The 7,171-nt window shown below is 69.9% G+C and carries 6 protein-coding genes; 3 read left to right on the top strand and 3 right to left on the bottom strand.

Annotation, left to right across the window (positions count from 1 at the left end; translation table 11 throughout):
- Positions 1-1,820, top strand: a 1,820-nt coding sequence (gene katG / locus V5A19_RS13185) for a catalase/peroxidase HPI (RefSeq protein WP_332327905.1), incomplete at its 5' end; no start/stop codon positions are given.
- A gap of 482 nt (positions 1,821-2,302) precedes the next feature.
- On the opposite strand, the gene V5A19_RS13180 is transcribed toward katG, so the two are convergent.
- Positions 2,303-4,348: a hypothetical protein gene (locus tag V5A19_RS13180; protein ID WP_332319777.1), complete on the bottom strand. Its 2,046-nt coding sequence runs from the start codon at positions 4,346-4,348 to the stop codon at positions 2,303-2,305.
- A 99-nt stretch (positions 4,349-4,447) separates the two neighbouring features.
- Here V5A19_RS13180 and V5A19_RS13175 point away from each other — a divergent pair, with 99 nt between their 5' ends.
- On the top strand, positions 4,448-4,816 hold the full coding sequence (locus V5A19_RS13175) for a group I truncated hemoglobin (protein ID WP_332319778.1): 369 nt from the start codon (positions 4,448-4,450) through the stop codon (positions 4,814-4,816).
- A 271-nt stretch (positions 4,817-5,087) separates the two neighbouring features.
- Complete coding sequence (locus V5A19_RS13170) at positions 5,088-5,552, top strand: hypothetical protein (protein ID WP_332319779.1); 465 nt, start codon at positions 5,088-5,090, stop codon at positions 5,550-5,552.
- A gap of 45 nt (positions 5,553-5,597) precedes the next feature.
- Here V5A19_RS13170 and V5A19_RS13165 read toward each other — a convergent pair whose 3' ends face one another.
- Both V5A19_RS13165 and V5A19_RS13160 read right to left on the bottom strand, forming a co-directional pair.
- Positions 5,598-6,023 carry a hypothetical protein gene (locus tag V5A19_RS13165; protein WP_332319780.1) on the bottom strand — a complete coding sequence of 142 codons (426 nt, stop codon included), beginning with the start codon at positions 6,021-6,023 and terminating at the stop codon, positions 5,598-5,600.
- 62 nt (positions 6,024-6,085) lie between these two features.
- Positions 6,086-7,054 (bottom strand): helix-turn-helix domain-containing protein, encoded by a 969-nt coding sequence (locus V5A19_RS13160; protein ID WP_332327904.1) that lies wholly within the window; start codon positions 7,052-7,054, stop codon positions 6,086-6,088.
- Positions 7,055-7,171: the final 117 nt, after the last annotated feature.

The following is a 7,171-nucleotide window of genomic DNA, read 5'->3' as shown; positions in this document are numbered from 1 at the left end:
TCAACAGCTGGCCGGACAACGGCAACCTGGACAAGGCGCGCCGCCTGCTGTGGCCGATCAAGAAGAAGTACGGCAACCGCCTCAGCTGGGCGGACCTGATCATCCTGGCCGGCAACGTCGCCTACGAGTCCATGGGCTTCAAGACCTTCGGCTTCTCCTTCGGCCGGGAGGACATCTGGCACCCCGAGAAGGAGACCTACTGGGGCAGCGAGAAGGAGTGGCTCGCCACCAGCGACAACCCCGACAGCCGCTACGACGAGCAGCGCAACCCGGAATCCCTGGAGGACCCGCTGGCGGCGGTCATGATGGGCCTGATCTACGTGAACCCCGAGGGCCCCGACGGCCAACCGGATCCGCTGGAGACGGCCAAGGACGTCCGCATGACCTTTGGCCGCATGGCCATGAACGACGAGGAGACCGTCGCCCTCACCATCGGCGGCCACACCGTGGGCAAGTGCCACGGCAACGGGGATGCGGCCAACCTCGGGCCGGAGCCGGAGGCGGCGGCGATCGAGGAGCAGGGCCTGGGCTGGAACAACCGGGTCACCCGCGGCGTGGGCCGCGACACCGTCACCAGCGGGCTCGAGGGCGCCTGGACCACCCACCCGACACAGTGGGACCACGAGTACCTGGAGATGCTGCTCGACCACGAATGGGAGGTGGTGCAGAGCCCGGCCGGCGCCAACCAGTGGCAGCCGGTGGACATCCGCGAAGCGGACATGCCGGTGGATGTGGAGGACCCCGCCATACGGCGCATGCCCATGATGACCGATGCCGATATGGCCATGAAGGTCGACCCCGGCTTCCGCGAGATCGCCGAGGCCTTCCGCCAGGATCCGGAGCGGCTCGACGACGCCTTCGCCCGAGCCTGGTTCAAGCTCATCCACCGGGACATGGGCCCCAAGGAGCGCTACATCGGCCCCGAGGCGCCCACCGAGGACCTGATCTGGCAGGATCCGGTGCCGGCGGGGGCCACCGATTACAACGTCGAAGCGGTCAAGCAGCGGATCGCGGAAAGCGGCCTGAGCGTCGGCGACATGGTCGCCACCGCCTGGGACAGCGCCCGCACCTTCCGCCAGTCCGACAAGCGGGGCGGCGCCAACGGCGCCCGCATCCGCCTGGCCCCGCAGAAGGACTGGGAGGCCAATGAACCGGAGCGGCTCGCCCGCGTTCTCGGGGTGCTGGAGCCCATCGCCGCCGACAGCGGCGCTAGCCTGGCGGACGTCATCGTGCTCGCCGGCAATGTCGGCATCGAACAGGCGGCCAAGGCCGCCGGCCACGACCTGGTGGTGCCGTTCCAGCCGGGCCGGGGCGATGCCAGCCAGGAGATGACCGACACCGACTCCATGCGCTGGCTGGAGCCGCTGTCGGACGCCTACCGCAATTTCCTCAAGAAGGACTACAGCGTTCCGGCCGAGGAGCTGATGCTCGATCGCACCCAGCTCATGGGCCTGACGGCCCCCGAGATGACCGCGCTGATCGGCGGCATGCGGGTGCTCGGCACCAACCACGGCGGCACCCGCCACGGCGTGCTCACCGAGCGCGAGGGGCAGCTCACCAACGACTTCTTCGTCAACCTCACGGACATGGGCTACCGCTGGGTGCCGACGGAGGCCAACCGCTACGAGGTTCGGGACCGCCGGAGCGACGAGGTGAAGTGGACCGCCACCCGCGTCGACCTGGTCTTCGGCTCCGACGCCGTCCTGCGCGCCTACGCGGAGGTCTACGCCCAGGACGACAACCAGGCCAAGTTCGTCAACGACTTCGTCAAAGCCTGGACCAAGGTGATGAACGCCGACCGCTTCGACCTGGAGCCGTAAGCCGCGCTCGGGGCCCCGCCCCGACCCGCCCGCAAGGGCCGTCCCGCGAGGGGCGGCCACTTTCTTTGCCGGCCCCCGGGGGTGGCGAGCTCGCCGGCCATGTGCGGGCACTCCCCACCGCCTTCCCGAGGCCGCGTCCTCCTTGCGCAGGATGCTCCCCTTTCGCCGCCAACCTGCTGCGGCGGCAACGGGGGCCCATGTTACCGGGACCTCCAATCGCCTCGGCGGCTTTCCGCCAACGGCGCGGGCCTGCCGTCGCCCGCTGCATCCGCGTCCGGAAGGGACCTGGGCACGGCCCTCCTGACAGCCCTTATTCGGACCAGCGTGGGCTCCGGAAGGTGTCCACGGGCAATCGAAGTGGGTGTCCTCCGGGTTTCCCTGCCCCCTTTTCCGTTTCTGTCGCCCCTGCTCTGTCCGTTGGGACCGGTAGGGAAGCCATCAAGCGAGTTGTCCCCGGAATCCGTCCTCGGAATTCGGCCGGCTCATGTCTCCCAGTGTGCCGGGGCGCGCGGGTCGGGCTCGTAGGCAAAGTAGGTGCCGGTGCGCACGGTGCGCGCCAGGTGCTCGCCGAGGGCGGGATGGTGCTCGGCGACGCGGTCGAGGGCGTAGCGCAGCGAGCGGGTGGCACTGGTGCGCGCGCGCTCGGCGCCGTCGCCCACCATCCGCGCCCGGCCGCCCAGGCCCACCCCGCGGCGCAGCTCGTCGACCAGGAACTGGCGGTCGGCGCGCGCCAGCTCGGCGCGCCCGAAATCGTTGTTGGCCTCGGCCTCGGCGATGTCCTCATCCACCTCGGCCAGCCGCTGGCGGTAGGCCTCGCGAGCCTTGGCGTCGAGCACCTCCAGCCCGGACTGGGCGCCCGGCTGGTCGGCCTCCGCGGGGATCCCGGTGGGCAACGCCCCGCGCTCCACCGCCACCAGATCGAGCGCGTGGAATTCCCGGCCGGGCTCCGCCAGCAGGCGCGCCAGGTAGCGCATGCCCTTGAGGTCTTTCAGGCGGGCGGTGGTGCCGGCGAAACAGACCGTGCGCATGTCCCCCTCGGCGCGGAAGACGCAGGGCTCCGGTGCCGCCCCCGCCCCGGCCGGGTCCGCCGGCGCATTGCCCCGGGCCCGCTCCGCCCAGGGCCCGGCGCCGAGCTCCTCGAGCGCCCGGCACGCGGCGTCGAGCTCCAGCTCGGCGGTCCCCTCGTCGCCCACCGCGCGGTGCGCCGCGGCCAGCTCCACGCGCAGGTTGGCCGCCTCGAACGGCATGCGCAGCGATATCCATTCCATGACCGCCCGGCCCAGATCCCGGATGGCCTCCTCCGCCCGGCCATCGCGCAGGGCCAGGCGGCCCGAGGCGGCCAGCGCCGAGGTCTGCAGGGTGCGGCTCTGGTAGGTGTCGGCGATCTCCGCCAGCTCGTCCGCGGCGGCGCGGGCGGCAGCCTCGTCCCCGGTCGCGAGCGCGATGACCACCTTGGCGTCCAGCAGCGGCGCCCGCCGCAGGCTGCCCGAGGGCGGGCGCTCCTTGGAGGGGATGTCGAAGGGGTGGGCCAGGGCGTTGTCGATCAGGCAGAAGGCCTCCTCGGCCCGGCCCTGGGCCAGGCGCAGCAGCGCCAGCCCCGGCTGCGGCAGCCAGGCGTTGCGGTGGGCCGCCAGGAAGGCCTCCTCGGCGCCGGCCAAATCGCCCTTGCGCAGGCGCGCGTTGCCCAGCTCGGTGAGCGGCCAGCCGAACTCCCGCCGCATCCACGGACGCAGCTCTTCGCAGGCCTGCAGCGCCTCCTGCTCGGCGGCGTCGCACGGGCCCCGCAGGCGCATGATCTCCGCGCGGTGGACCCGGCAGCGGCCGTTGAGGCCCCCGAAGGCCGCCCCCTGGCGCCAGCGTTCCATGGCCTCGGTCCATTCCTCGGCGCGGTCGTGCTGACCGATCCACTGCATGGCGCAGATCACCTCGCACCACATCTGCCCCGTGGTCAGCGGATCGAGGTTGCCGGCGGCAAGCTCCACGGCCACGTCGTCGAGGGCGCTCAGGCCTTCCTCCAGCTCGCCGTCATGGATGCGCACCCGGGCCAGGGCCACCCGGCCGATGATCGACGGCGGCGCGATGCCGTGGCGCTGCCCCCCGTCCTGGGCCTGCCGCGCCCACCGCGCGGTCCCCGGCATGTCGCCGCACATGAAGCGCTCGTAGGTCCGCACCGCCGCCAGCCACGCCCACACCGGACTGTCCGGCGCGTCCGCCACCAGCCGCTCGGCCCGCGCCAGCCAGGCGCGCACCGTGGCCATCAGGCCGGTGTCCATCATCAGGTACATGCCCACCATGACCGCGGCCAGGGCGGCCTCGTGGACGCGGCCGTCCTCGAGGTGGAGGCGGTAGAGCTCGGAGTACGCGCTCAGCGTCTCCTCCAGGTCGCCAGCCCCGTAGGCGGCCCGCGCCCGGAGGTCCAGGAGCTCGGCGGAGGGCGGCGCCGACACGCCGGCGAGCAGCTCCCGGGCACGGTCGAAATCCCCGGCGTCGAGGGCGCCGTGAATCGGGGCCAGCTCCGCTTCGCCCATCGCTCACCCCCTTGTTCCGGCTGTAACAGGGATTGTCACGCCTATTGGGCAGGTGCCCGGAGCACCCGGGACTTTCCATCCAGCACAGGAGCATCCGCCATGAGCGAAACCCTCTTCGACCGCCTCGGCGGTCAAGCCGGCGTCGGCCAGCTGGTCGATCGCGTCATCGACCTGCACCTCCAGAATCCCGCCATCGGCGTCCGCTACCAGAACCTCGACGAAGACCGCCTGGCCCGCAGCCGGGAGAAGGCGAAGGAATTCTTCGCCTTCGGCGCCGGCGGCCCGGTGGCATACACCGGCCGCTCCATGGTCGAGACGCACTCCGGGATGAACATCAGCTCCGCGGAGTACCTGGCCGTCATCGATGACATTATGCAGGCCATGAACGAAATGGCGTATCCCCGCCCGGTCTGCGACGAGGTCCTGGGAATCGCCTATTCCCTCAAGGAGGAGATCGTTCACAGGTAGGCCGAGGGGATCCGAATCGCCCGGGCAGGCCGGGCGGAGAGCCCTTTCCGGGGCCCCGTCCGGATTCGGGCGTGCCCCCCGCAAAAGTTGGGGGCGAGCGGAACGGGCGTCATTTCGGGCTGCAGCGCGCCTCGGGACGCACTCGGGCGGTGGAAGGAGAGCGGGCGTGGGGCGGGGACAATGCCCGGGCGGCTGTTGTCGGAATCGGGGCGGGCGGTCAGAAGGGAGCCCTGGGAAGCCCCACGAGCGACTTATCGCAAGGAGACAGCCCATGAAGCCCTTCCGCCACGCCAATGCCGCCGTTGCACTCCTGGCCGCGCTCCTGGCGTCCCCGGTCTTGGCCGCCAAGATTCCCGGCACGGTTCATCCGCGCGGGGGCGAGACCCTGCAGGCCTCGGACATCCGCCTGGACGGCCTGGAGGAGCGGAAGGGAATTACCTTCACCATCCGGGACCGGGATTACCAGGTGCAACGATCCCAGATCGCCGCCCTTGCCTTCCGCAGGGTGAACGAGACCCGGGGCGGTTTTATCGGACCGGATTCCCGAATCCGCATCACCTTCACCAGCGGCAAGACGGTCATCGCGAGCAACGCCCTGCTGGCGACCCAAGCACGCATAACCCATCAGGGCGATCTGGTGGGCCAGCCCCGAACCCGGCGCTTCACCATCAATGGCAGCGAAGAGGCCGCGGTGTCCGACCCCGACGACGTCGTCCGCATCCGATTCCAGCGCTGAAGGGCCCCGTCCCCGGAATAATACCGGGGGTCGCCGGCGCGGCGCCTACGACTCCTCCCCCCGGGTCAGCTTCTGGTAGACGCCCAGACTGATCACCAGCAGCACCGCACCGATCAGCAGGAAGGTCGGGTACACCAGCAGGGCAATGTCCTCCTTGGCGGCCTTGAAGACGAAGACCAATGCCTCCATCAGGATGGCGATATTGATAATCACCAGGAACTTGATCAGGGTACTGCGCTGGCTTCCCGATGACTCGTGCGCCTTCTCGGCCAGAACCTCTTCCTCGACCAGGAACTTGGCCACGTCGAAGACCGCCATACCGATTACGACCAAGGCGATGCCGTCGAGCAGGGAGGGGATGAGAAACGCCGCATCCCCCCAAGCCAGCCAGACCTCATAGACCGCGCTGCCCATCAGCAAGACGGCAATCAAGCTGAGAAACAGGCTGATCAGGGCGTACACGCCCCGCACCAGCTGCTCCGACAGAAACCTCGCCCTGTTCACCATGGTGTCCCGCTTTTTTTGTAGTCGCTTTAGGGATCAAGTCTTGACCTGACAGTTTCGTAGCTCCGGGCCAATCCCCGGTCCTTTTCCATCGCCTCCCGCACCCGCCGGACGTTCTGCCCCACCGCGGAATAGTGGATACCGCCGAAGCGCTGGCCGATGGCTGCCAGGGTCAGCTCGGTGCAGTCCCGGCACAACAGCATGGCCACCTGGCGCGCCTGGCGCGTCTGCCGGTCCAGCTGCCGGCCGCCAACGGTCAGGGCTTTCGGTCGAACGCCCCATTCGGCGGCCACGGCCGCCAACACCTCGTCGGCCGAGTGGAGCCGTTGGCGCTCCCAGCGCGGACTCTCCGCCGCCTCCCCGCCCTCCTCGAAGGCCCAGGCCCGGAAGGCCGCCTCCCCCAGCACGGGCGTGGCCCGCTGGTTGGCGTAGAAGCGGGCCACCTCCTCCTCCACGCCGGCCTCCACGAAATGCCGATAGGCCGCGTAGCGGTTGCGCTTGCCCAGCATGGCGTAGGTGGTGTCGGTGGTCAGCCAGCCGGGCGCCTTGGCACGGTTGATGAAGGCGGGGTAGCTGGACCAGGGCCAGTCGGCCAGGTCCTCAACCAGAGGGCGGGCGCCGTCGATGGGGTTGCGGTGGATGTAGCGGGACACCGCCAGGAGATAGGCATCGGCGTCCACCAGGATGGCCTTGTAGCGGCCCCGGAACAGCGGCCCGTCCGTCTCCGCCAGGCGGTTGTGGCGTTGGGTATAGACGCCGTCGATGTGGCGCATGGCCCGGCCCAGGTTGGCCAGCGGCGTGCGCACCAGCAGGTGGTAGTGGTTGGGCATCAGGCAGTAGGCGTGGACCTCCAGCCGGAACCGCCCGCAGGCCTCGGCCATGGTCTCCAGAAAGGCCTCATACCCGGCCTCCCCGGGAAAGATCGCCTGACGGCCCCGCCCCCGGTTTATCACGTGGTACCAGGCGCCTTCGTATTCGATGCGCAACGGGCGGCCCATGGCGGAAGGATGGCCCCTTGAACTGTCATGTCAAGACTTGACCCCTTTTTTGACCCCTTTTTCCACAGGTAGGGCAAAGGGCGGGTCCGAGGCGCCAAGGCGCGGCGGCTAACCCAA

The sequence above is a fragment of the Thiohalorhabdus sp. genome, assembly GCF_036628635.1.
In the GTDB taxonomy this organism is placed as follows: Bacteria; Pseudomonadota; Gammaproteobacteria; order Thiohalorhabdales; family Thiohalorhabdaceae; genus Thiohalorhabdus.
The sequence above is the reverse complement of the archived record's forward strand: the minus strand, read 5'-3'. Positions and strand labels throughout refer to the sequence as shown.

Bases quoted from the DNA above. Each gene is read 5' to 3' on its own strand.
- V5A19_RS13180 (WP_332319777.1), bottom strand. From the start codon at position 4,348: ATGGGCGAAGCGGAGCTGGCCCCGATTCACGGCGCCCTCGACGCCGGG.
- V5A19_RS13175 (WP_332319778.1), top strand. From the start codon at position 4,448: ATGAGCGAAACCCTCTTCGACCGCCTCGGCGGTCAAGCCGGCGTCGGC.
- V5A19_RS13170 (WP_332319779.1), top strand. From the start codon at position 5,088: ATGAAGCCCTTCCGCCACGCCAATGCCGCCGTTGCACTCCTGGCCGCG.
- V5A19_RS13160 (WP_332327904.1), bottom strand. From the start codon at position 7,054: ATGGGCCGCCCGTTGCGCATCGAATACGAAGGCGCCTGGTACCACGTG.